At 63.6% G+C, this 23,051-nt stretch carries 18 protein-coding genes; 10 read left to right on the top strand and 8 right to left on the bottom strand.

Translation table 11 applies throughout. The features are described 5' to 3' along the window. Positions 1-47: 47 nt before the first annotated feature. Positions 48-2,144, bottom strand: a complete 2,097-nt coding sequence (locus tag ACTJI4_RS14665) for a M13 family metallopeptidase (RefSeq protein ID WP_440869778.1) — start codon at positions 2,142-2,144, stop codon at positions 48-50. Between the two features lie 239 nt (positions 2,145-2,383). On the opposite strand from ACTJI4_RS14665, the gene ACTJI4_RS14660 reads away from it, so the two are divergent. From ACTJI4_RS14660 to ACTJI4_RS14645, 4 genes are read left to right on the top strand one after another with little or no spacing between them, the layout of a single operon-like run. Beyond that, a complete protein-coding gene (locus tag ACTJI4_RS14660) occupies positions 2,384-3,232 on the top strand; it encodes an MBL fold metallo-hydrolase (RefSeq protein WP_440869777.1) in 849 nt (282 codons plus the stop codon). Further along, the gene (locus ACTJI4_RS14655; RefSeq protein WP_440869776.1) at positions 3,229-4,392 is read left to right on the top strand and encodes a phosphoribosyltransferase family protein; all 1,164 of its coding nucleotides are present in this window, start codon (positions 3,229-3,231) and stop codon (positions 4,390-4,392) included. The genes ACTJI4_RS14660 and ACTJI4_RS14655 overlap by 4 nt, the downstream gene beginning before the upstream one ends. Beyond that, the gene (locus ACTJI4_RS14650) at positions 4,389-5,600 is read left to right on the top strand and encodes a methyltransferase (RefSeq protein WP_440869775.1); all 1,212 of its coding nucleotides are present in this window, start codon (positions 4,389-4,391) and stop codon (positions 5,598-5,600) included. Before ACTJI4_RS14655 ends, ACTJI4_RS14650 begins: the two co-directional genes overlap by 4 nt. 3 nt (positions 5,601-5,603) lie before the next feature. Further along, positions 5,604-6,860 carry an MFS transporter gene (locus ACTJI4_RS14645; protein WP_440869774.1) on the top strand — a complete coding sequence of 419 codons (1,257 nt, stop codon included), beginning with the start codon at positions 5,604-5,606 and terminating at the stop codon, positions 6,858-6,860. 107 nt (positions 6,861-6,967) lie between these two features. Here ACTJI4_RS14645 and gpmA read toward each other — a convergent pair whose 3' ends face one another. Together gpmA and ACTJI4_RS14635 are read right to left on the bottom strand one after the other, a co-directional pair. Continuing rightward, on the bottom strand, positions 6,968-7,717 hold the full coding sequence (gene gpmA, locus ACTJI4_RS14640) for a 2,3-diphosphoglycerate-dependent phosphoglycerate mutase (protein ID WP_392915871.1): 750 nt from the start codon (positions 7,715-7,717) through the stop codon (positions 6,968-6,970). A 57-nt stretch (positions 7,718-7,774) separates the two neighbouring features. After that, a complete protein-coding gene (locus ACTJI4_RS14635) occupies positions 7,775-8,806 on the bottom strand; it encodes a cation diffusion facilitator family transporter (RefSeq protein WP_440869773.1) in 1,032 nt (343 codons plus the stop codon). 179 nt (positions 8,807-8,985) lie between these two features. Here ACTJI4_RS14635 and ACTJI4_RS14630 point away from each other — a divergent pair, with 179 nt between their 5' ends. The 5 genes from ACTJI4_RS14630 (at position 8,986) to ACTJI4_RS14610 (ending at position 14,755) form a co-directional block, all read left to right on the top strand. Further along, a complete protein-coding gene (locus ACTJI4_RS14630) occupies positions 8,986-9,336 on the top strand; it encodes a hypothetical protein (protein WP_440869772.1) in 351 nt (116 codons plus the stop codon). After that, on the top strand, positions 9,333-10,910 hold the full coding sequence (locus ACTJI4_RS14625) for a PepSY-associated TM helix domain-containing protein (protein ID WP_440869771.1): 1,578 nt from the start codon (positions 9,333-9,335) through the stop codon (positions 10,908-10,910). The genes ACTJI4_RS14630 and ACTJI4_RS14625 overlap by 4 nt, the downstream gene beginning before the upstream one ends. After that, on the top strand, positions 10,907-11,224 hold the full coding sequence (locus ACTJI4_RS14620) for a DUF3325 domain-containing protein (protein WP_440869770.1): 318 nt from the start codon (positions 10,907-10,909) through the stop codon (positions 11,222-11,224). Before ACTJI4_RS14625 ends, ACTJI4_RS14620 begins: the two co-directional genes overlap by 4 nt. Positions 11,225-11,249: 25 nt before the next feature. Further along, positions 11,250-13,487, top strand: a complete 2,238-nt coding sequence (locus ACTJI4_RS14615) for a TonB-dependent siderophore receptor (protein WP_440869769.1) — start codon at positions 11,250-11,252, stop codon at positions 13,485-13,487. Between the two features lie 140 nt (positions 13,488-13,627). Then, positions 13,628-14,755, top strand: coding sequence for a metallophosphoesterase (locus tag ACTJI4_RS14610; protein WP_440869768.1), 1,128 nt, complete (start codon positions 13,628-13,630; stop codon positions 14,753-14,755). Positions 14,756-14,801: 46 nt separating this feature from the next. Here the strand turns inward: ACTJI4_RS14610 and ACTJI4_RS14605 are convergent, their stop codons facing one another. Further along, entirely contained in the window at positions 14,802-15,917 is a 1,116-nt protein-coding gene (locus tag ACTJI4_RS14605; protein WP_440869767.1) for a fatty acid desaturase family protein, read from the bottom strand. 2 nt (positions 15,918-15,919) lie between these two features. After that, positions 15,920-16,993 (bottom strand): ferredoxin reductase, encoded by a 1,074-nt coding sequence (locus ACTJI4_RS14600; protein ID WP_440869766.1) that lies wholly within the window; start codon positions 16,991-16,993, stop codon positions 15,920-15,922. 93 nt (positions 16,994-17,086) lie between these two features. Between ACTJI4_RS14600 and fabR the strand changes: the two genes are divergently transcribed. Then, positions 17,087-17,752 carry an HTH-type transcriptional repressor FabR gene (gene fabR / locus ACTJI4_RS14595; protein ID WP_392915849.1) on the top strand — a complete coding sequence of 222 codons (666 nt, stop codon included), beginning with the start codon at positions 17,087-17,089 and terminating at the stop codon, positions 17,750-17,752. 3 nt (positions 17,753-17,755) lie between these two features. On the opposite strand, the gene ACTJI4_RS14590 is transcribed toward fabR, so the two are convergent. From ACTJI4_RS14590 to ACTJI4_RS14580, 3 genes are all read right to left on the bottom strand, one after another. After that, the gene (locus tag ACTJI4_RS14590; protein WP_440869765.1) at positions 17,756-21,409 is read right to left on the bottom strand and encodes a metallophosphoesterase family protein; all 3,654 of its coding nucleotides are present in this window, start codon (positions 21,407-21,409) and stop codon (positions 17,756-17,758) included. 173 nt (positions 21,410-21,582) lie between these two features. Further along, positions 21,583-21,945, bottom strand: coding sequence for a glycine zipper 2TM domain-containing protein (locus ACTJI4_RS14585; RefSeq protein WP_392915844.1), 363 nt, complete (start codon positions 21,943-21,945; stop codon positions 21,583-21,585). A 128-nt stretch (positions 21,946-22,073) separates the two neighbouring features. After that, the gene (locus tag ACTJI4_RS14580; protein ID WP_440869764.1) at positions 22,074-23,048 is read right to left on the bottom strand and encodes a DUF1684 domain-containing protein; all 975 of its coding nucleotides are present in this window, start codon (positions 23,046-23,048) and stop codon (positions 22,074-22,076) included. Positions 23,049-23,051 lie beyond the last annotated feature (3 nt).

The following is a 23,051-nucleotide window of genomic DNA, read 5'->3' as shown; positions in this document are numbered from 1 at the left end:
GGCCGGCGCTACGTAGACGGCCCGGCATCGCTGCCGGGCCGTTTTCGTTACCAGATCACCACACGCTTGTCGTCCGGGCGCACCATCGCGTCGCCCGGCTTGCAGTCGAACGCCTGCGCGAACGCCGGCATGTTCGACGGCGCACCATTGGCACGGAAGTTCGCCGGCGCATGCGGGTCGGTGTTCAGGCGCACGCGCAGTTCGCCATCGGTGAAGTTGCGGCGCCACACCGTGGCCCAGTTCATGAAGAAGCGCTGGTCCTGGCTGTAGCCATCCACGGCGACATTGGCCTTCGGGTTCTCCTTCAAGGCCATCTGCAATGCATCGTAGGCGACGGTCAGGCCGCCCAGGTCGCCGATATTCTCACCCAGGGTGAGTTTGCCCTTGACGTTCACGCCCGGCAGCGATTCGTAGCCATCGAACTGTGCCACCAGCTGGTCGGTGCGGCCAGTGAAGGCCTTGCGGTCGCTGTCGGTCCACCAGTTGTCGAAGTTGCCGTTGGCGGCAAACTGGCTGCCCGAATCATCGTAACCGTGCATCATTTCGTGGCCGATCACCGCACCGATGCCACCGTAGTTCAGTGCCGGGTCGGCCTTGGCGTCGAAGAACGGCGCCTGCAGGATCGCGGCCGGGAACACGATTTCGTTCTTGGTCGCGTTGTAATAGGCATTGACCGTCTGCGGGGTCATGCCCCACTCGGTCTTGTCGACCGGCTTGCCGATCTTGTTGAGCATGTAGCGGTAATTGAACGCGCGCGCGGCCTGCATGTTGCCCAGGTAGCTGTCAGCGTTGGTCTCCAAGCCCGACCAGTCGCGCCACTTGTCCGGGTAGCCGATCTTCGGGGTGAAGCTGGCCCACTTCTCCAGCGCCTTTTTGCGGGTGTCTTCGCCCATCCACTCCAGCTTCTCCAGGCGTGCCTTGAGTGCCACCGAGAGGTTCTCCACCAGGTGCTGCATCTGTTCCTTGGATTCGGCCGGGAACACAGCGTCAACATAAAGCTGGCCCAGGCCTTCGCCGATGGAGGTGTTGACCGACTCCAGAACGCGCTTCCAGCGCGGCTGCATTTCCTTCTGGCCACGCAGGGTGGTGCCGTAGAAATCGAAGTTGGCCTTCTCGAACGCGCTGCTCAGGTACGGCGCGGCGTCATCGACGGTATGGAAGCGCAGGTAGGCCTGCCAGGTCGACGCCGGCACCTCGGTGAGCATCTTGTCCACTTCGCTGAAGAAGCCCGGCTGGGCCAGCGAGAACTTCTGTGCGGCCGGCACCTTGAGGGTGTCGAACAGCGCGGTCCAGCTGAAGTTCGGGGTCAGCTTGTCCGCTTCCGCAGCGCTGACCGGGTTGTAGCGCTTGGCCGGGTCGCGCAGTTCGATGCGCGACAGCGAGGCCTTCGCCAGGCGGGTTTCGAAGTCCATCACCGACTGCGCCTGGGTCTTGGCCTGCGCGGCATCCACGCCGGACAGCGTCAGCGCCTGCGCGATGTAGGCCACATAGGCCTCACGGATCTTGGCCTGCGATTCGTCGAAATAATAGCCCTTCTCCGGCAGGCCCAGGCCGCCCTGGCCGACATAGGCGATGACGTTGGCCGAATCCTTGTAATCGGCATTGGCCGACAGCGAGAACAGCACGCCCTGGCCCTGTGCCTGGCTGTCGCGCAGATACTGGGTGATGGCGGCGGTGTCGTTCAGCGCGGCGATCTTGTCCAGCTGCGGCTGCAGCGGCGCGATGCCGGTCGCTTCGATCTTGGCTTCATCCGAGCCGGTCTTCCAGATATCGCCGATCTTGGCTTCCACCGAGCCAGCCTCGGCCTCGCTGGCGGCCGCCTGCTGGACCAGCGCGTGCTGCACTTCCAGCGAGCGCTCGCGCAGGATCTCGAAGCTGCCCCAGGTGGTCTGGTCGTTCGGCACCGGGTTGGCCTTGAGCCAGCTGCTGTTGACGAACCCGTTGAGGTCGGTACACGCAGCGATGGCCGGATCCAGGCCCGCGCTGTTGAGCGAGATCAGCGGCGTCTTGATCTGCGACAGATCGAACGCCGGCTTGGCATCGGCCACGGCGGCAGCCGGCGCGGTATCGGTCTTGCCACAGGCCGCCAGCGACGCGGCGATGGCAACGGTCAGGCCCAGCGGGACCAGCTTGGAAAACTTCATTCGTTTCTCCGGCTACAGATGGATGCATCGCCACAGGGCAAGCAATGGAGGAGGGTACCGTGATCATCGTCTCAGTAGACCCGTCAAAGGTCATGCCTGACCGGCGAAGTAACGTGACCGCGTAAGCACTCATGGGTGCGGGGCATTGGAACTCTGACAATTCCTATATCCGAGAATTGATCGGGCGCCGAACATTCACATCACCCGGCCCCGCTGCCATATCCAAGAAAAATAAGAGAATGAGCATCATAGAGGAGGCCGCTAAGCGCGGCGAACAGACCCTGGTCATCACAGTCCACAAGGCACTTGCTGGCGACCTTATCCACATCAACACGCCGTGCAAGAAAAGCATATTGGTGGACTGCGGCCATCATAAGGACGAAAGGATTCTCGATGACGTCATCAGTGCAAATGCATCGATTCACGCGATCATTCTCACGCATCAGCATCTCGATCACTTTGCTACGGCAGCCAAGTTCATCACGGCAAGTGCCACATCCCCGCAGCTGTTGCACTCTGGCATCTCATTTCCAACTGGTCATATACCAAGGACCAGCCTCAGCACGTGCCCGCACTACGACGGTCTCGAACAGTCACTCTGGCTGCAATACTCCGCACTCATTCAGGATCACAAGCGATGGTCCTCCGTAAGCGGCCTTAGTGGCGTGACCGTACACAACGCCATTCCGGAAGCAGATTTCCCAAACCCGACGGACCAGACATATCACGCCCTGAACAGGACAGCCACGCCGGTGGTTCTCGAGTTTCATGCACATAGGATTTTGATTGGAAGCGACATTGAGGGCGACCAGCTAGCAGCCATCGCGGAGAGGACGAAAGGCCCAATAACATTGTTCATTGGCAGCTCGCACGGAAGACCATCTCATAACCCCGACGTCGCACTTTCTACTCTCAAACCAAGGCACATATGCCTGACCGACTCTTTTGAAGGATCCGACTTCACCCATCATTTCAAGGCTTCCCAGCCAGATAGCGACGTGCGGAGCGTGAATATCGACGGAACCCAGCGCTACACGTTTCTATCCGGGGGAGCTTTGATCCGCGAGTCACTGCGAGGTGAGACTTGAAACCACAAATTGCACTGCTTGGAACCAGCTCCATTGGGGCGGGTGACGTGGAGCGAGCGACAGACATTCTGCACCAAGTCGGGCGCGTAGCCTCACACTACAACGCAAGTGTGCTAACAGGCACAGGCGGCGGAATCTCAACACTTGCAGCAGACATACTCTCCCGCCACGGCGTAGCCGTTATCGGCGTGTCTCCGTCAGCAAGTGCCGAGAAGCACGAGACAGAGACCAACGAAGATTCATCTATATATGGGAGCATGATATTCACCGGCATGGGATTCAAAGGCCGAAATGTCACCTTGGTTCGATCAGCTGACGTCGTCGTCGCAATCGGCGGCCAGACCGGAACTGTGAATGAGCTGACAATCGCCTGGGATGAAGGCAAGGTGGTTGCGCTTGGCGCCGACACAGATTTCCTTGGATGCGCCCCAACGGCGTTCCTGGAACTATCCAAGCAAGTCATCAAGAAGTCGCCGAGTGCTGCACTGTACTATTCCAACAGTGTTTCAACATCACTTGGCTCCGCCCTAAAGCATCATCTCGACAAACCTACACCGATTACTAGAATGTCGGTCGAGCAGCTATTCTCGGCCGCCGGCGCCATTCACCACGGCCACTTCGAGATAAAGTCCGGCCATCACACCACAGAGTTCTGGGAAAAGGCGATTCTACTGGAGAACGGTCAAATAGTAGCCGAGCTGGCAAGACGCCTCGCGGTGATAGTCAGAAGGCTAAAGCCGGACATCCTGGTGGGCCCACCCATTGGCGGCGCAATCCTCGCGCATGCACTCGGTGCGAAGACTCAAACTCGATCACTCTTCTTTGACAAGAATGATTCAGGACTGCCGGTTCTCGCGCGCTCGTACAGAATTGCAAAAGGCGCCAGAGTATTGATCGTAGACGACATTGTCTCGGCTGGCAGCACTATTGCGGCTGCAGAATCGGAGCTTGGGCGACTTGGGCTTCACTGTCTCGGCTCAGCTGTGCTCGTCGACCGACGAGGTGGCTCGCCCGTGTCTGATGTCACTCCAACCCGCCATCCCGTACATGCCCTGCTAACCAAGCGCACTCCTCAGAACGTGTCTGAAGCAGAGTGCGTCAACTGCGCAAAGGGCGACCGGGCAACAGCGAGCAAAGATACCCCGGTAATACTTACATGACTTCACAGCAGGATGATGAAAAGTGGATGCTGATGGCGCTCCTCGAAGGAAGGAGGGCACAAGGAAAATCGTATCCGAACCCACCGGTCGGCGCGGTACTAGTGAAGGACGGCAAGCTACTTTCGACCGGTCACACACAGAGCAACGGTAGCCACCATGCAGAGATTGATTGCATTCGCGCCTGCTTGAAGGAACCTCATGGCGCCACCCTGTACGTCAGCCTAGAGCCTTGCAGCCATGTGGGCCGAACAGGAAGATGCACGGATGCCATCAAACAGAGCCGCATCGACAGAGTGGTCGTTGGCCTCACAGATCCTAATCCACGTGTAGCGGGATCAGGAATTCGGCAACTTAGGATTGATGGCATCAAGGTGGATTCCGGAATCCTTGCTGAGCAATGCTCGATCGACCTTGAAGAGTATCTATGGAGAGCTCGGAATGGATTCGAAAAGGGCTTCTCCGAACACTCAGCGCAACAATGGAACATCCAATCATCGTCGTGGATGCAGCATCTTTCGACGGACAGGTGGGCACAGACTGTTATCCACCAGGATAGCCTGAGGGTCGAGCTCGGAGATTTGAACGGACTCGAAGTTCTGGACTTCGGAGGCGGCCACGGCGACATATCTGCTGTGCTTTGCGAAATGGGAGCAATCGTTACCTATACAGACCAGTCACAAGCAATGCTGGAGGCCGCTGCACGAAGGAATGCTGAGCAAAGACGCTTCAGAGTTCTTACCGCGGCTGAATTCAATCAACAGAAGCGGGCGGCTCGATACGACGTGATCGTAGCGAGCATGGTTCTGCACGACGTAGAGTACCTTGAACCACTCCTCCGCGAACTCAGTTCCCGCATGAAGCCGGGCGCTAGACTCTATGCAACAGCGCTACATCCCTGCTTCAAGTCAACCCATAGCAAATGGATCACTGGCAATGAAATGGAAGGCCAGATTATCGACCGTTATGGAAACTACGGCATCAATATGCAAGCGATAAGAGGCGGAGGCCCATCAGGCATTCCAACGCTAAACGTCCATAGGCGCCTTTCCGACTACATCAATTCCTTCCTAAGCTGCGGGCTGTCGATTGAAAGAATATTCGAACCGGACGGCCGTCATCATCCTGACTATTGCAGGAGCACTTTGAGCAATTCCGATCACTGGTTCAGAAAGTCGCCCGTACTTGGAATAGTCTGCCGGGCACCCTAACGGATGGCTAGAACTAAGGGAAGCTACACCACAATATCTTCTGCACCTTCCTCTGCACGCACCCAGCGAGGGCGCGAGGGCGCTTCTGATTCGCGGCTTTGGCCAGTCTACTTTGCGGCCCTCCTCGACCAGTGCGCACTTCTCATAGCAATTCCAGTTCTCCCACTAGCCTTCCTTGAGATTGGCTATTCAGCCACGGAAGCGGCATGGTTCACGGGAATTGCGGTGTCGGCCTTTGCTTGCAGTCAGCTGATCAGCTCCCCCATAAGCGGTTACTTGGCGGACCATCAACCGCGCGAGAAGGTCCTGGCCGGGTGCGGACTCATCATGGCGGCAGGCCTGATCGCATCGTGTCTGGCGTCAACGGCACTCACCGTTATTCTAGGACGGGTCGCTAGCGGGTTAGGTGCCGGCAGCCGGGGAATTATGGCAACCGTTGTGGGACAGGCAGCGGCTCCTGCGGCGCGACATGCGGCCTTCTCTCGATTGACCGCGTGCACCAGCGCAGCGTACATAGTTGCGCCGATGCTCGGAGGGATTCTTTCAGTACTCAGTTGGCGCCTACCGTTCCTGGCCGCCGGAATTCTCGCATTGCTCAGCTCTGGCCTTTGCCTCTTCGCCATTCCGCGACAGATCACGTGCGGCGCCGTCGAAGCTCCACATCAGACACAGAACCCACGAATGGGAGCGCTGCTCCCAATCGTGCTGATCTCCTTCTTCTGTAGCTTCGCGAACATATCCTTTCCGACGACGCTCACGATGATCAATAGTCTTCGCTTCGGGTGGTCAGCAATGGACACTGGAATTCTTTTCACTGCACTTGGCTTGGCGAGTCTATTCTTCCAACTGATCATAGTACCCAGGCTTTCTCGCAGAATTCCGCTTCAACACCTTCTGCCCATCTCACTCGGAGCAGGAATCATCGGACTGCTGATTTACGCCATGGCAGGATCAACGGCAACGTTCTATTCGGGAGTACCCATGATGGCTGCCCTTGCGATTGCTCCGGCTTGCGTACACGCTTTACTTTCGGCGTCTGCCCGACCGGAGGCTCAAGCGCGCGCACAATCCCTGGTAACAACTGGAGCTGCGCTGGCTGCGCTGGCAGCTCCATATCCCTTCTCTGCAGTGCTTGCTTGGCAGATTTCGCGCGATCCGCGACTCACCGACCTACCTGCGCTCCCGTTTCTTATGGCCGGGTTCTGCCTCACTTTGGCAATCGGGGTTTATGCTTGGAAAGTGAGAAAAATTACTTACTAGAGAGAACCAAGGACGAAAGCGATCAATGTCGGCCAGAATTTCCTGGCCCACCGGCCCGCAGACCTTGGTTCAAAGAGCGAAGGCCTGCTTGCCCCGGCCATGGCCCTCTATTTAGCTTTTCCTTGATTCGCTACGGCCTCAGCGGCCTTGCGCGCGGCTTCCGGGTCGCCCAGGTAGCGGAACGACTGCACCGTCAGGTCTTCGTTGAGCTCGAACAGCAACGGAATGCCGGTCGGAATGTTGAGTTCCAGGATGGCTTCCTGCGAGACGTTGTTGAGGTACTTGTACAGCGCGCGCAGCGAATTGCCGTGCGCGGTGACCAGCACCGTCTTGCCGTCCTTCAGCTGCGGCGCGATTGCATCGAACCAGTACGGCAGTACGCGGTCCAGCGTGGTCGCCAGCGACTCCGTGCCCGGCAGCGCGTTGCGGTCCAGCGTCGAGTAGCGACGGTCGTGGATCGGGTGGCCCGGATCCTCGCGGTCCATCGCCGGCGGCGGGACGTCGTACGAACGGCGCCAGATCTTGACCTGGTCCTCGCCGTGCCTGGCCGCCGTCTCGGCCTTGTCCAGGCCCTGCAGCCCACCGTAGTGACGCTCGTTCAGGCGCCAGCTCTTGCTCACCGGCAACCAGTCCTGATCCAGCTCGGCCAGCGCGCCCTGCAGCGTGTGGATCGCCCGCTTCAGCACCGACGTGTGCGCCACATCGAACTGAAGCCCCTCCTCGCGCATCAGGCGGCCGGCGGCGGCAGCCTCACGGCGGCCCTGCTCGGTCAGTTCCACATCCACCCAACCGGTGAAGCGGTTGTCCAGGTTCCACTGGCTCTGGCCGTGGCGCAACAGTACGAGTTTCCGGGTCACTGCGGTTTCTCCGAGGGGATGGCAAGGCAGACCCCCATTGTAGCGGGAGCAGCCGGTTCAGGGATGTGGATGCCCATGATGCCCCTGCGCGTCCGGGCTGCTGCGGCGTGGCTCGTGCGTCCGCCCGTGCGCGTGTCCCGGGTGATCATGTCCATGCGCATGGTCATGGGCGCCATGTGGCGCGCGACCCGCCGGCGTGCCATCGCCGCAATCATCCCCGCAATGGTCAGTCTCGACCTGCAGCGTCACATGATCGATGCCGAAATCCTCATGCAGCGCCGTGCCCAGCCGGCGGCGCAGGCCGTCCGCATCCACCCCTTCGGCGACCACCACATGCGCGGTCAGCGCCGGCGTGCTCGATGCAAGCGCCCACACATGCAGGTCGTGCACATCCTGCACGCCCGCATGCGCGCACAACCGCGCGCGCACCGCCTCCACCTGGATGCCCTTGGGCACGCCTTCCAGCAGCACGTTGATCGCCTCGCGCATCAGCACCCACGTGCGCGGCAGCACCCACAGCCCGATCAGCAACGCCAGGATCGGATCAATCGGCTTCCAGCCCGTCCAGCGGATCAGCAGCGCGCCGATGATCACCGCCACCGAGCCCAGCATGTCCGCCCACACCTCCAGGTACGCGCCTTTGACGTTGAGGCTTTCGCCACTGCCCGCACGCAGCAGCCGCATCGAAATCAGGTTGATGAGCAACCCGAACGCTGCGATCACCAGCATCCCGGTCGACGCGATCTCCTGCGGCTGGCGGAACCGGGCCACCGCCTCCCACAGGATGTAGCCGGCCACCACGAACAGCATGCCGCCGTTGATCATCGCGCCCAGCGCTTCCAGCCGCGCATACCCATACGTACGCCGCGCATCCGGCGGACGCCGGCTCAGCCGCACCGCCACCAGCGCGATCATCAGCGCCACCGTGTCGGTGGCCATGTGCGCCGCGTCGGACAACAGCGCCAGGCTGTTGGTCCAGAACGCGCCCACCACCTCGACGATGAGGAAGGTGGTCGTCAGCCCCAGCGCCCACCACAAAGGCTTCTCGTGGCGGATCTCGCTCGGCAGGTGATCGTGGTCGTGACCCATGGCAACAGCTCCTGTGCAATGGGCAAAGCCTACTGCGGCGATCGCTGGGGAGACTATTACGTTGTTTATAACGTTGCATCACAAACCGCCGGGCGGCGCATCCCTCGATGGAGGGATTCGACAGGGTGGCCCGCGTCAAATAATATTGATTCTCAATTGCTTTCCAGCCCGTCGCCACCGTGCCCCGTCCGCAATCGCCCTCCCCGTCCCCGACCGTACCGGCCGGTGCCACCCCACGCCGCGCATCGCCGCGCAAGGCCGGCAACGGCGTGCTCTGGGCGCGCGGTGGGCTGGCCCTGATCGGCGGCTACATGGTTGCGGCCACCTGGGCTGCCGCACTGGCGCGCCTGCTTCCCGGCAGCCTCGCCGATGCCGCATTGGCCGCCACCATGGCCTCGTTCGTGATCTACGCCCTGGCCGCGATCTGGGCCTATGCCGCGCGCAGCATCGCGCGCGCGGCAGTGGGGCTGGCACTCGCCGCCGCCGTCGGCGTGGCACTGTCCACCCTGCTGGCCGGGAGCGTGGCGTGAGCCAGGGCTTCCGCCAGTCGCAGGCGGTGCTGCACACCTGGTCCGGCTTGGTGGTCGGCTGGGTGCTGTACCTGATCTTCATCGCCGGCACCGCCAGCTACTGGCGGGTGGAACTGACCCGCTGGATGCAGCCGGAACTGACCCTTCCGGCCAGCTCAAGCGTCGCCTTGGAACAGGCGCAGGCCTTCCTGGCGCGCACCGCGCCGGATGCCGCGCGCTGGTCCATCGAACTCCCCGGCAGCCGCAGCAATGCCACCACCGTGCGCTGGCAGCCCAAGGATGCGCCGGAACCGAAACGCGGCCAGCCCAACCCGTGGCAGGCCACGCTGGATGCCAACGGCGCCCCGGTGCAGGCGCGCGACACGCGCGGCGGCGATTTCTTCTACCGCCTGCACTTCGACCTGCACTACGTGCCGGTGATCTGGGCGCGCTGGTTCGTCTGCTTCTGCACGATGTTCATGCTGGTGGCCATCGTCAGCGGCGTGATCACCCACAAGAAGATCTTCGCCGACTTCTTCACCCTTCGCCGCGGCAAGGGCCAGCGCAGCTGGCTGGACGGGCACAACGCACTGGCGGTGCTGTCGCTGCCGTTCCACCTGATGATCACCTACACCGGCTTGATCACGCTGATGACGGTGTACATGCCGTGGGCGGTGGATGCCAACTTCGGCGGGCGCGATGCGTTCTTCGCCGAGCTGTTCCCGCGCGAGGCCAAGGTTGAACCGCTGGGCCAGGCCGCCACGCCACCGGCGCTGGCGGCGCTGCTACCGGTGGCCGCACGCCAGTGGGGCGAAGGCCATGCCGCATCCGTGTTGGTCGACCAGCCCGGCGATGCGGCGATGCGCATCACCCTGCGCCGCGACAGTGGCGACCGCATTGCCGACAGCGGCGAACCACTGCGCTTCGATGCCCGCGGCGCGCTGCTGGGTGAGGCCCCACGACGCTCGGCCACCGTGTACACCCGCGATGGCATGATCGGCATGCACGCCGCCCGTTTCGCCCCCACCGCCATGCGTTGGCTGTTCTTCCTATCCGGCGTGGCCGGCACGCTGATGGTGGCCACCGGGTTGGTGCTGTGGACGGTAAAGCGGCGCGAACAGCTGCCCGATCCCGCCCGCCCGCACCTGGGTTTCCGCATCGTGGAGCGCCTGAACATCGGCTTCGTGGCCGGCCTGCCGGTGGCGATGCTCGCGTTCCTGTGGGGCAACCGGTTGCTGCCTACCGCACTGGAGCAACGTTCCAAGGCTGAAGTCAGCGTGTTCTTCGCGGCGTGGGCGCTGTCCCTGCTGCATGCCACGCTGCGCCTGCCGCGCCGCGCGTGGGTGGAACAGCTCGCCTGTGCAGGCGTGCTCGCCATACTGCTGCCGGTGTTCAATGTGGCGGTCTGGCACGGCGGCATGTTCACCGCCTTTGCCACAGGCGACCTGGCCAAGGGCGGCATGGATGCCGGCCTGCTGCTGATCGGTGCGGGCCTGCTGTGGGCCGCCCGCAGGGTCAACCGGCATGTGCCGGTGCCGCGCCGCGTGCGTGCGCCACGCGCCAGCGCGGCCACCGTGACCGGGCCCAGCACATGACCGTGCTTGCGCTGCTGCTGTCGCTGCTCGGCTTCCTGTGCCTGTCGCTGGCCATGGAACGCCACCACCGGGATGTCTTCGGTGCCGCCCCTGCGCTGGCGCGCCGCCGCCGGCTGCGGCTGCTCGGCTGGGTCGCATTGACCGCCGCCGTGGCCTGCAGCATCGGCGCCTGGGGTATCGCCTACGGCGTCATTGCCGGCTGCGGCATCCTCGCCGCCGGTGCCGCCCTGCCTCTGCTCTGGCTCAGCTACCGGACCGCGCCCACGGCGCGACCCTCGCCACGCCCCGCCGCATCGCGCGCGCCCGATTCCTGATCTTCGCTGCTACCGAGGTTTTCCCATGTCCCGCTTCCGCACCGCTGGCGCCCCGCGCCGGAACACCCTTGCCCTGTGCCTGGCGCTGGCCGCCACGGCACCCTTTCTGGCGCAGGCCCAATCGGTCGCCACGCCGGACGGGGACATCCCGAAGACCACCGAGCTGGACAAGGTGATGGTCACCCAGCGCACCGAGGGCTACCAGGTGTACGGCACCAACACCGCCACCAAGCTGCCGTTGACCCTGCGCGAAACGCCGCAGTCGCTCACGGTGTTCACCCGCCAGCGCATCGAGGATTTCAACCTCATCACCATCGCCGAAGTGCTGCAGCAGACCCCGGGCGTGACCGTGCAGTCGTATGACAGCAACCGCACCCTGTTCAATGCGCGCGGCTTCGCGATCAACAACTTCATGTTCGATGGCGTGCCGACCAACTACACCACCGGTGCCGGCGGCAACTCGATCCTCAGCGACACCTCGATCTACGAGCGCATCGAAATCGTGCGCGGCGCCAGCGGCCTGGTGACCGGCTCGGGGAATCCCTCGGCCACGGTCAACATGGTGCGCAAGCGCCCGACCGACACCTTCCAGGCCAGTACCAGCCTCAGCGCCGGCTCGTGGGACTACAAGCGCGGCGAAGTGGATGTCGCCGGCCCGCTGACCGGGAGTGGCCGGGTGCGCGGCCGCTTCGTCGGCGCCTACACCGACAAGGAAAGCTGGGTACGTTTCCAGCATGACACGTCGCCCAGCCTGTACGGCGTGATCGAAGCCGATCTGACCGACAGCACCCGGCTGCGCGCCGGCATCGATTACCTCAAGACCGAATCCGACGGCGGCGCCTGGAGCGCCTCGCCGCTGTTCTTCCGCGATGGCAGCACCGCGAAGATGCCGCGTTCCTACGGCGCCGCAGCGCGCTGGAACGAATGGAACCGCGAAAGCACCAACTACTTCCTCACCTTGGAGCAGCAGTTCGGGGCCGGGTGGAGCGGTCGCCTGGCCTACAACCGCCGCAACACCGATACCGACAGCCTGCTGCTGGCCGGCTCCAACACCGCCAACTGGGCCGACCCGGTCACCGGCCTGGGCCTGCGCATCGCCGATACCTATTCGGTGTCCGAAACCCGCGAAGATGCCTTCGACCTGTACGCATCGGGCCCGTTCCAGCTGCTCGGGCGCCAGCACGAACTGGTGGTGGGCGTGAACCACTACGACCGCGACCTGGACACCATCCGCGCCGGCATCACCTCGCGCCCGTACAACGTGGCCGCCTTCCCCAGCATCTACACATGGGACGGCAATATTGGAAAGCCGACCACGTTCAACTACGGCATTCCCTCCAGCACGACGACCACCGTTGAAACCGGCTACTACGCTGCGGTGCGGTTGAACCCGATCGACCCACTCAAGGTCATCGCCGGCGTGCGCTATTCGGACTACAGGAGCACCACTGACAATTTCGACGTCAACGGTGTGTTCACCGGACGCAGCGCGCGCACCACCGCGCATGAGCCGACCCCGTACCTGGGTGCCATCTACGATCTCAGCGCGAACATCTCCGCGTTCGCCAGCTATTCCGATGTGTTCCAGGCCACCGCGCTGCGCGACATCAACAACCAGCTGCTGGATCCGGTGACCGGCAGCAACTACGAGTATGGCTTCAAGGGCGAGTTCTTCGGCGGCCGCCTGTACGGCTCGCTCAACGGCTTCTACATGAAGCAGGACAACGTGGCCACGCGCGATCCGGCCGGGGCCGACATCGTGCTGCCCGACGGCAGCGTGCCCTACATCGCCAGCAAGGGCATTGAAACCAACGGCGCCGAGTTCGAACTCTCAGGTTCGATCACCGACACCTGGAGCATGACCGGCGGCTACACCTACGCCTACAGCACCAACCCGGACGGCAGCCGCTTCGCCAGCACCAGCCCCATGCAGCTGGCACGCTTCAACACCACCTGGCGCCACGGCAGGTGGATGGTCGGCGGCGGGTTCAGCGTGCAGAGCGGGATCTACCAGATGCAGCCGATCCCGACCGGACGCTACACCGCGACCGGGGCCCCGATCACCGCCACAGGCAAGATGCGCCAGGGCGGCTATGTGCTGTTCGACCTGATGGGGCGGTACCGGATCACCGACAACGTGAGCGTGGGGGTGACCGTGACCAACCTGTTCGACAAGGTGTATTACCGCAATGTCGGGTTCTTCAATTCGGGGTACTGGGGCGAGCCGCGGCGCGTGTTGTTCAACCTGCGGGCCAATTTCTGAGCGGTAGGCGACGACGGTGGGTCGTCGCAGCCACGTTCCGCATGACGGTCTGACCAATGGCGCATGCCGGCGCCTGTTGACGGCGGTTAGCATCAGGGGGCGGCTTACGGCCGCCTGCCCCCTTCCGCTGGAAGTCTCCGATGCCGCTTCGTGCCTGCTTCGCTGCCGCCCGCCTGGTCCTGGCCGGGCTTGTCCTGGTTCCCCTGCTTGCCGCCGCCCGCGAGGTTCCCGCGCCGGCCGAGCATGTGGACGCCGATGGCCCCTACGTGTTCATGACCCCCAAGGGCCACCAAGCGCAGTGGGTCTGCAATGACCACGTGGTCGAGCGTGACCTGCCGGCGCGCGGTGCCGGTACCGTGGTGCTGCCCGAATGCGGCTACCCGCATCCGTTGGCGGTGGCGGCGCCACAACAGGCCACCCCCGCGAAGTACCCGGCCACGCCGCGCATCGTGGCGCTGTCGGACATCCACGGTCAGTACGGCCTGCTGGTGAAGCTGCTGCGCGCTCATCATGTCATCGACAACGACGACCACTGGTCACTGGGCACTGCCACGCTGGTGGTGGGCGGCGATGTGTTCGACCGTGGCCCGCAGGTGACCGAAGCGTTCTGGCTGCTCTACAGCCTGCAGCAGCAGGCCGCTGCGGCCGGCGGCGCGGTGCACTTCGTGCTGGGCAACCATGAAACCATGGTGCTGTACGACGACCTGCGCTACGTCAACCAGAAGTACCTCAAGAGCGCCCAGCTGCTGGGCCGCAGCTACCCGGCGCTGTACGGCGCAGACTCGGTGATCGGCCAGTGGCTACGCACTCGCCCGGTGATGCTGCAGATCGGCGATACGCTGTTCCTGCACGGCGGCATCGCGCCGCAGAACCTGGACCTGGTGCGCGGGCTGGACGCCACCAACACCCTGTACCAAGCCTCAGTCGGCCTGCCCAAAGACCAGGTCAAGGCGGCACCCGACTCGGCGCGCCTGTTCGACGGCAAGACCAGCCCGATCTGGTTCCGTGGCTATTTCGACGGGCAGATGGCTACCGACCAGGTCGATACGCTGCTCAAGGACCTCGACCTCAAGCGCATCGTGGTCGGGCATACCTCGATGCCACACGTGAGCAGCTTCCACGGCGGGCGCATCATCGCCATCGACAGCAGCATCAAGAACGGCGAGAACGGCGAACTGCTGTTCATCGAGGACGGCGCGGTCAGTCGCGGCCTGCTGGATGGCTCACGGGTGCCGCTGGCCGAAGGCACCATCGGCCAAAGCGACTGACAGGCGTTCATGACGCCTGATCGGCGCGGACACGCGTGGCGTGCCCCTACGCTTCTGCAACCACCAGCGGCTTCACCCGCGCCGGGCGGCTGGGGAAGGCGTGGCGCACGATCCGCCACATCACCTGGCCGAACTGCTTCGGCAGCGAGCCAGTGTTGTAGTGCTGGCCGTAGCGTGCGCAGATGTCCTTCACGTCCACCGCAATCGCCGCGTAGCGGTTGGCCGGCACGTCCGGGAAGAAGTGGTGCTCGATCTGGTGGCTCAGGTTGCCGGTCATCAGGTTCATGACCTTGCCGCCGGCGATGTTGGAGGAGCCGCGCAGCTGGCGCAGGTACCAGTGGCCACGGGTTTCATCGCGCACGCATTCCTTCGGGAAGGTCTCCGCATCGGCGGTGAAGTGGCCACAGAAGATCACCACGTAGGTCCACACGTTGCGGATCAGGTTGGCCACCACGTTGCCCAGCAGCACCGGCAGGAAGAACGGACCGGCCAGTGCCGGGAACAGCAGATAGTCCTTGAACATCTGCCTGCCCATTTTCCGCCCGACCGGGCGCGCCTGCGCCAGCAGCTGGCGGAAGGTGATCTTGCCGGCAAACCAGCGGCCAAGGCGCAGGTCCTGTATCGCGATGCCCCATTCGAACAGCAGCGCGAACACCACCGCCACCACCGGCTGGGTCAGGTAGAACGGGCGCCAGCGCTGTTCGGGGAAGATCCGCAGCAGGCCGTAGCCGATGTCGTCATCCAGCCCGCGCACGTTGGTGTAGGTGTGGTGGCGGAAGTTGTGGGTCTTGCGCCAGTTGTCGGCAGTACCCACGATGTCCCACTCATAGGTGCTGCCCTGCAGCTGCGGGTCACCCATCCAGTCGTACTGGCCGTGGATGACGTTGTGCGCCAGTTCCATGTTCTCCAGGATCTTGGACAGTGCCAGCAGCACCACGCCTGCAATCCAGGCCGGGATCAGCACGCTGTGCACGAATGCGCCCAGGAACAGCAGCGCGCGGCCGGCCACACCGGTCCAGCGCACGCCGGCCACCACCCGGCGGATGTAGCGTGCATCGGCCGTACCCAACGTTTCCAGGTGACGCGCACGCAACGCGTCGAGTTCATTGCCGAACGCTTCCAGTTCGGTGGCGGACAACACGCGGTTCTGTACGGCAGCCATGCTCAAAGCTCCAGGATCAGGTCGGTGCTGGCGCTGTTCACGCACAGCTTCACTTGCGTAGCCGGTTCGGCCGCGTACTCGCCGGTCAGGGTATGGCGGGTCACGCCAGTGGCCTTGCCGCACACGCAGGTATTGCAGATGCCCATGCGGCAGCCGCTGGCCGGGCGCAGCCCTTCGGCTTCCAGCGCCTGCAGCAGCGAGGTGCCGCGCGGCAGTTCCAGGGTGCGGCCGCTGCGGCGCAGTTCGACCCACACCGTTCCGGTCTCCGCATCGGGCAGTACTGGCGGGGTGAAGGCTTCGGACTGCAGCCTCGCCACCTGCCCCTGCAGGCGCGCCTGTGCGGCCTCGACGAAGCCGCCCGGGCCGCAGACCATCACCTGCGCGCTGGACAGGTCGCCCAACCCGCTGAAATCGTAGTCGCCCACGCGCGCGGCCGGGGCAGCCGGATCGCGGGTCAGCGCCAGGTGCAGGCGGAATCCGGGATGACGGGCGGCGACGTCGGCCAGCTCATCGCCAAAGCACACCGCCCCGCGCTGCTGCGCCCAGTACACCAGGTCCACCTGCACCGGCATGCCGGCGGTCTCCATCTGGCGCACCAGCGCACGCATCGGGGTGATCCCGCTGCCAGCAGCCAGCAGCACGACGCGCGCGACGGGCACCGTGGGCAGGGTCATCTCACCGAAGGCCTGGCCCAGTTCGAATACCTCGCCCACCTCTGCGTGCTGCGCCAGGTGCTGGCTGACCTTGCCGCCCGTGATCGCCTTGACGGTGATCGCCAGGCAGCCGTCATCCAGGAGGGTCGGGCTGTAGCTGCGCGACAGGCGGCGGCCGTCCACTTCCACGCCCAGGTTCACGTGCTGGCCCGGGGCCACCCCGCGGAAGTGCCGGTTCGGACGCAGGACGAGGGTTACCGCGTCGGCGCTGGCGGTATGACGGGACACCAGCCGTGCGCGTGCCCGACGCAGGGTCCACAGCGGGTGCACGCGCGCGGCCCAGAAGTCAAAAAGCGCCTCGGACACCCATGGGCGGGGTGGGAGGGGCGAACGGCGGGCAGCAGGACGAGGAAGTGCGCTCATGACCCCACTATACGACCGAGCATACAGGTGTGTATACAGTTGTATATTGTCCAGACCGGCTATGATTCAGGGACTTGACCGTCTGGCCCCTGGATGACCCCGCCCGATTCGCACCTGTCCGTTCATGACGACGCCCTGCCGGCCCGCAAAGCCTCGATCTCACGCGAGGATCTGTTGGCCGCCGCGCTGACCTTGATCGGCCCGCACCGCAGCGTGTCGACCCTGAGTCTGCGCGAGGTCGCCCGCGAAGCCGGCATCGCCCCGAACTCGTTCTACCGCCAGTTCCGCGACATGGACGAATTGACCGTGGCCCTGATCGACCTGGCCGGCCGCTCGCTGCGCACCATCATCGGCGAGTCGCGGCAGCGCGCGGCATCGTCGGACCGCAGTGTCATCCGGCTGTCGGTGGAAACGTTTTTTGAACAGCTGCGCGCTGATGATCGCCTGCTGCACGTGCTGCTCCGCGAAGGCAGCGCCGGCTCGGATGCATTCAAGCAGGCCGTCGAGCGGGAACTGAACTACTTCGAAGAAGAGCTGTGCGTGGACCTGGTAAGGCTGGCCCATGCAGACAACGGTGCGGTGTTGCATGAGCCGCACCTGGTGGCCAAGGCCATCACCCGCCTGGTCTTTGCCATGGGTGGCACGGCCCTGGACCAGCCGCCCGAGCGCGACCCGGAGATGATCGAGCAGACCGCGCAGATGCTGCGGATGATCATCACCGGGGCGCGGACGATTGCCGGGTACCCGCCCCAGCGATGAGAATCATGGCTGCTCCCGAGGCGGCGCCATCGCAGGCGCGGCCTCAACCGGCATGTCCATCATGGTCGCCATGCTGGATATCTTGCCATCCAGCTGCTGCGAGCCAAAGCTCTCCACCTTGACATCACTGTCGGTGTAGCTTCTTTCGAAACTTCCGATGAGCACCGGCGCGAGGATGTCGCGGATCGCGGTGACGAATGCATAGCCCTGGTCCTTCATGTGGTCCCAGTTGCCGAAGACCCGGATCATCGTGCCCTTCTTCGCCTTCAGAATGCGCATGGAACGGATGTCATCGTTCTCGCAACCGATCGTTCCGGGAAGATTGAACGCTGCAAAAGGAAGCGGCGACTCGCACACGATATCGCCACCGGCATCATTTCCCTTGTAGAACACCACCCAAGGCTCGGACGGGGTGCCGTCCACGTCACCCATCGTGATGCTCGACACCTTGCCGTCGAGGATCGAGCTGCCGTGCTTTTCCACGGTGAAAGCCGAGTGCGTTGCCGTGCGATCAAAGCTCCCTACCGTCACTGGCAGGGTAATGTCCCTGGTCACCGTGACTGCTGCGTATCCCTGGTCCGGTTTGTGGTCCCAATTGCCATACAGACGAATGACCGTTCCCTCGGGGGCTTTCAGGATGCGCATGGACCTGGCTTCGTCGTTGCTGCATCCATGCGCTCCGGGCAGATTGAACTGGGTGAACGGAACGGGGATCCGGCAGACAACGTCCTGCGTGCCATCGTTTCCCTCGTCAAGCGCGATCAACGCGTCGGAGAAGTCGACCTCCGGCATCGGGGGAGCGCTTCTCAGGGTGTACTTTCCCACGAGCTGCCGGTTGGCATGCCCGGCCCCGGGCATGACCTTGTACACCGCGAACTGCCCTGCGTTCCTGAGCATCTCCACGATCAGGTAGCTTTGATTTGCCAACGCACCGCTCTGGAACACCGGTATGTTCCCGAACGACGGTGCCGACCCGCCGGCCAACCCCAGCTCGCCGTGTCGATGGCCGGCAAACACCGCCTGCACGCCGTAGTCCTGGAGCAGGCGCTTGAACCGTTCGGTGTCTCCGGGCGGCCACCCTTCGCGCCGGTGCATGTTGATGAAGATCGATTTGTTGCCGGACCTCGCCAGGCGCAGTGCCCCCTCCAGCCATCGCAGCGAACTGCGCACCTGGAACTGGGTGCTCTCCATGTATTCTCCGGGAATGTACACATGGCGCTCGTACAGCGGCGACAGGTTCAACTGGATCAATGCGATGTCGCCGACGTTCACCATGTAGGAATAGCTGCCTTCGTGCAGCTGGGTTCCCGAGTACATGCCCTCTTCTTTCTCCTGTACTCCATGGTGGTAGTCGCGCGTAACCGGCGACACCTCGTTGGTCCACTGCAGCACGTCGCAGATGCTGTCCCGGACACAGTCGTGATCACCGTCGGCAAAGCACGTGTCAACGTTGTCGTCGTAATCACGCTCGCCCAGGCCGGGCAGGAACAAGGGCTCTCCCCTCGACCCCGCAAGCAGGGGATACAGCGCCTGCATCGAGTACCGCTCATAGTCCAGGCCAGCGTCGGTGTTGTCACCGTTGATTATCAGCGGCACCGGACCGTCGACGCCCCGGGCCTTCCGGAAGCTTCCAATGTCAGCGAATACCGCCTTCAGCGCGTCGTAGACCGGATCGTCGAACTTCGCGCGCGGCAGGCCTCGCCGCGTCCCCGCATACTCTGTGTCCGAGCCCACCACGAGCCAGGTCGGCGCATTGGCATTCCATCCCGAACCGATGAAGCTCTTGTACGACCTCGTCAACGTGCGACTGCAGCCCCGCGTGGTATTGCGCGGCGGATACGGGAACAGGTTCTCCGCCCACATGCTGGAAATATCGCCATCGATGTCGCCGTGGCTTCTGATGGTGTACGAGCCGTCGGGCGCCGTGTAGTCGCTGTTGAACGAGTTTATGACCATCAGCGGCATGTCGCGGTGGGCATTGATGCAGGTGTGTCCCTGCCGGTGGCTCTGATCCGGGGCCGCGTAGTAGCACACCTCCATGCCCGCCTTGACCTTGAACCAGGCGCCCGACCGCGCTTCGTCGTCGTCACAGCCCTCGCCGCCGCCTGAGCCCATGTTGAAGCGGACGTCGTGGGCAATGGGCTTGGTGCACAGCACATCTCCGCCCAGGTTGTTGTCCTCGAACAGCGTCATCTCGCTGTTGCCGGCATTGTGATCCTTGAACATCGACATGCTGGAGACCTTTCCATCCAGCTGGCCGCCCCCAAACCTGACCAGCCGCCAGCTTTCGGTGTCCCTGCTGGTATCGAAAGTGCTGACAGTCTGCGGCAGGAGGATGTCGCGCTTTACGTAGATGAACGCATACCCTTCGCTCTTGGTGTGGTTGTAGGCTCCAAACAGCCGGATCATGGTGCCTTTCTTCGCCTTGAGAATCCTCAGGGAGCGCGTGTCATCATTGGCGCAGCCGGAGCTGCCGCCCATGTTGAAGGCGCCGAGCGGCAGTGACCTGCGGCATATCACCGCCTGGGAGGCGCCGTTGCCTTTGTAGAGGACAATTTCCGCGTCTGAAAAGTCGATCGCGGGCAGCTCGGGGGGTGCCACGAACGGGTATTCCCCGATTTTCTCCTTCCTTGCATGCCCTTCCCCGGGGTTGACCCGGAAGACGACGAACCGCGACGGAGCATCGGCGAACTCGACGATCAGGTAGCTCTCCTTCAGCAGTGCACCGCTCTGGAACACCGGCACCGACCCGAAATTACCCGAAGTGCCCTCCGCCAGACCAAGTTCTTCATGCAGGTGCCCGGCGAATGCAGCCTGGACACCATAGGATTCGATGAGTTGCCTGAAGCGTGCCGCATCGCCCGACGGCCATCCATTGCGCTTGTGGAGGTTGATGAAAATGCGCTTGTTGTCCTGGCGCGCCATGCGCAACGCGCCCTCGAGCCATTGCAGCGAACGGTTGACCCTGAATTCGCGCTTCGGGTCCGTGGGGTAGCCACCGGTCTCGAAGCTTCGGATGTACAGCGGAGAGTCGTTGAGCTGTATCAGCGCAATGCCGCCGCTGTAGACCATGTACGAGAAGCTCCCCTCGTGCAGCGGCTCGGCATAGTAGTAGTCCTGGGTTCGTGGGCCTATTTCCCCTACCCAGTACAGGTGGTCACAGACCGCGTCGCGCGCACAGCCATTATTGGCGCAATCTCCCACGTTGTTGCCATAGTCGTGATTTCCCAGACCCGGCAGGAACAGTGGCGCACCTGCACCTGTCTGCAGGAGCGGAAACAGGGCCTGGACGGCACCGCGCTCATCGCCATGAGCGAACTCCGTCAAATCGCCGTTGAGGCTCGTGGGTACCGCTCCCCCGACACTCTGCCGGTAGGCAGCGATATCGGTGAACACCCGCCTCAAGGCTGCCGATGAGCCGGCGGGATCATCGCCGCTGTTCAGGGTTCTGGGGTATTGACTGTCGGAGGCGATGACCATCGCCTTCGGCGCCGCCGCATCCCAGCCGGGCAGGATGTAGCCGCCGTAGGGCCGGGTCGAGGTCTGTCCGCAGCCCGGGGCCTGCGCCAACAGTGCCCCGTCGACGGGCTGCCCCAGCCCCGGCAACGGCAGGGCACACAGTACGGAAACGCAGACAAGCCATCGCACGATACGCATCGAGGGTTCCCCAGCGCAGCCGCAACGACCGTCCCTGTGGACGCCTTCGCGCCTGCACGATCAAATCCCCCGATTTGCCGGCAAACGATCATCCTGCAGGCGTTTATCCGGCGTGAAAAAAAAAGAGGCCGGCAGCAGCCGGCCCCTTCCTGATCCTCATGCCGCAGCAGGTATCAGCGGTAAACGCGTTCGCAGCGGCGTTCAACCACGCGGTCACCCTTCTTCTGCTGCTGGTTGCCCTGGATGTGACGACCCGCCGCGCCACCCGCGACCGCGCCCGCCACCGTAGCAACCTTCTTGCCATTGCCGCCGCCGACCTGGTTGCCGAGCAGACCACCAACGATGGCGCCTGTCGCAGTGCCGGCAATGCGGTTCGGGTCGCGGCTGTTGCGCTGCACTTCGACATTCTTGCATACCACCTTGCTGCCGTCGTTGAAGCGCCGGCCTTCATCCCGGGGGCCGTAGCTCTGGGCGGATGCGACCGACGCGGCGGCCATCAGCGTGCCAAGGCACAAAACGCGAATCGAGGTCTGCATGGTCGGCTCCTGTAGGAATTGCTGGATGCCAGTGTTGCCCTGCCGCTGAAAAGGCACGGTGAATTGGCGTCCACGTTGCGTCAAGAGCATCCATCCTGTTCAGCCGGCAGCCATCGGCGGAGAGTGGATCAATGCGTGCTGCTTCGGTAGGTTTTCTCACCGGCAAGCACCGCCAGTCGCGTGCGTGCACCGTCAGCGCCCTGCAGGACCAATCGGTTTTCCGGCGGCGGCAGGGGGCAGGTAGCGAACTCGGTGTATGCACAGGGCGGGTTGTGGGCGCGGTTGAAATCGATGTTCACCGTTCCATCCGCCGCGACGGGATCCGTGCGCAGGTAGCGCCCCACCCCGTAGGTAAGCCGGCCGGTGCTCTGGTCCTGGAACATCAGGTTCAGGCCTTTGGCCGGGTCGCCCAGTGCCTCCAGTCGCCACTCGTGCCCCTCCTTCTCGAACACCACATAGCCCGGGTTGGGATTGTCGGCGACCTCGCCGAGCACGTTCACGATGGGCAGGGTCTTGCCGGCCGGGTGCGCAACGAACCGGGCCTTTACGCGCCAGCCTTCATCTGCCGGAAAGAAGTCCAGGCCCGCGAAGTCCCGCCGTGCCGGCGCGTCGGCGTGGCGCACCCGCAGGGCAAGGCGCTGACCGCGCTTGATGGCGGTGATCTGGCCCCGGCCCTCGTCATAGACCAGCTTTGTTCCACCGCCCGCTCCCTCCGGATCCAGGCGCACATCGCCCTGCACCGGCTTGCCATCAACGGTGACCGGCACGCCTGCGGCGACCTGGAAGTACAGGCCATCGGCGCGCTGCTCCACCTCGCCCAGTCGAGCCGGCGCGATGGACAGGCGGATGGCGTTGTCGGGGCCGCCTCCCACGCTGCGCTTGCCTGCTTCGATCCAGTGCAGCCCGATCAGGCTGGTCCAGCCGTCAGGTTTACCCAGGTCCGCGCTGCGTTGGCGCACCCACTGGGTGTGTTCGTCCTGGAAATGCAGCGCAGCGGCCGCGGCTGCGGACGCGGACGGCACCCCGGTCGACTCGCCCTGCGCAGTGCATGCGGTAGCGAGCAGGGTGACCAGGAACAGCGAAACGATTGCGTGCGTCTTCATGAT

This window comes from Stenotrophomonas sp. 22385, from assembly GCF_052045085.1.
Taxonomy (GTDB): domain Bacteria; phylum Pseudomonadota; class Gammaproteobacteria; order Xanthomonadales; family Xanthomonadaceae; genus Stenotrophomonas.
Note: the sequence above shows the minus strand (reverse complement) of the source record. Positions and strands in the feature narration are given on the sequence as shown.

What these genes read in the sequence shown, in the direction of transcription:
- ACTJI4_RS14605 (WP_440869767.1), bottom strand. Translation starts at nt 15,917, where the DNA reads ATGGCTGCCGTACAGAACCGCGTGTTGTCCGCCACCGAACTGGAAGCG.
- ACTJI4_RS14600 (WP_440869766.1), bottom strand. Translation starts at nt 16,993, where the DNA reads ATGAGCGCACTTCCTCGTCCTGCTGCCCGCCGTTCGCCCCTCCCACCC.
- fabR (WP_392915849.1), top strand. Translation starts at nt 17,087, where the DNA reads ATGACCCCGCCCGATTCGCACCTGTCCGTTCATGACGACGCCCTGCCG.
- ACTJI4_RS14650 (WP_440869775.1), top strand. Translation starts at nt 4,389, where the DNA reads ATGACTTCACAGCAGGATGATGAAAAGTGGATGCTGATGGCGCTCCTC.
- ACTJI4_RS14610 (WP_440869768.1), top strand. Translation starts at nt 13,628, where the DNA reads ATGCCGCTTCGTGCCTGCTTCGCTGCCGCCCGCCTGGTCCTGGCCGGG.
- ACTJI4_RS14620 (WP_440869770.1), top strand. Translation starts at nt 10,907, where the DNA reads ATGACCGTGCTTGCGCTGCTGCTGTCGCTGCTCGGCTTCCTGTGCCTG.
- ACTJI4_RS14585 (WP_392915844.1), bottom strand. Translation starts at nt 21,945, where the DNA reads ATGCAGACCTCGATTCGCGTTTTGTGCCTTGGCACGCTGATGGCCGCC.
- ACTJI4_RS14635 (WP_440869773.1), bottom strand. Translation starts at nt 8,806, where the DNA reads ATGGGTCACGACCACGATCACCTGCCGAGCGAGATCCGCCACGAGAAG.
- ACTJI4_RS14615 (WP_440869769.1), top strand. Translation starts at nt 11,250, where the DNA reads ATGTCCCGCTTCCGCACCGCTGGCGCCCCGCGCCGGAACACCCTTGCC.
- ACTJI4_RS14645 (WP_440869774.1), top strand. Translation starts at nt 5,604, where the DNA reads ATGGCTAGAACTAAGGGAAGCTACACCACAATATCTTCTGCACCTTCC.
- ACTJI4_RS14580 (WP_440869764.1), bottom strand. Translation starts at nt 23,048, where the DNA reads ATGAAGACGCACGCAATCGTTTCGCTGTTCCTGGTCACCCTGCTCGCT.
- ACTJI4_RS14660 (WP_440869777.1), top strand. Translation starts at nt 2,384, where the DNA reads ATGAGCATCATAGAGGAGGCCGCTAAGCGCGGCGAACAGACCCTGGTC.
- ACTJI4_RS14590 (WP_440869765.1), bottom strand. Translation starts at nt 21,409, where the DNA reads ATGCGTATCGTGCGATGGCTTGTCTGCGTTTCCGTACTGTGTGCCCTG.
- ACTJI4_RS14665 (WP_440869778.1), bottom strand. Translation starts at nt 2,144, where the DNA reads ATGAAGTTTTCCAAGCTGGTCCCGCTGGGCCTGACCGTTGCCATCGCC.